Here is a 461-nt window from a genome sequence, read left to right as displayed (position 1 = left end):
GCGCTTGACGCCACGGCCATGTCCATCGTCTACGCCAACACCTTCCTGGCCGCCTGCGCGGGCATCGTCACCGCCATGGTGATGACGCAGATCCTCTACAAGAAGGTCGACCTGACCATGGTGCTGAACGGCGCCCTGGCCGGCCTGGTGGCGATCACCGCCAACCCGACGCTGGAGAACCTGTTCCTGGCCATGGTGGTCGGTGCCATCGGCGCCATCCTGGCGGTGCTGGCCGTGCCCATGCTGGACAAGCTGAAGATCGACGACGTGGTCGGCGCCATCTCGGTCCACCTGGTGGCCGGCATCTGGGGCACGCTCGCCGTCGGCATCTTCGGCGGCGCCGACATCGTCGCCCAGGTCGTCGGCATCGTGGCCGTCGGTGCCTACACCCTGGCCGTCTCCTTCGTCCTGTGGGGTATCCTCAAGGCCACCGTCGGCCTGCGGGTCTCCGACGAGGAGGA

Annotated in this window: 1 protein-coding gene; it reads left to right on the top strand. The window is 67.7% G+C overall.

Going from position 1 to position 461, the window contains the following annotated elements; all coding sequences use genetic code 11:
* Positions 1-461 (top strand): ammonium transporter (locus C882_RS22525; RefSeq protein WP_043647328.1); only part of this gene is annotated, 461 nt, incomplete at both ends.

The organism is Caenispirillum salinarum AK4, assembly GCF_000315795.1.
Classification (GTDB): domain Bacteria; phylum Pseudomonadota; class Alphaproteobacteria; order Rhodospirillales; family Rhodospirillaceae; genus Caenispirillum; species Caenispirillum salinarum.
This window is presented reverse-complemented; position numbering and strand designations above follow the sequence as displayed.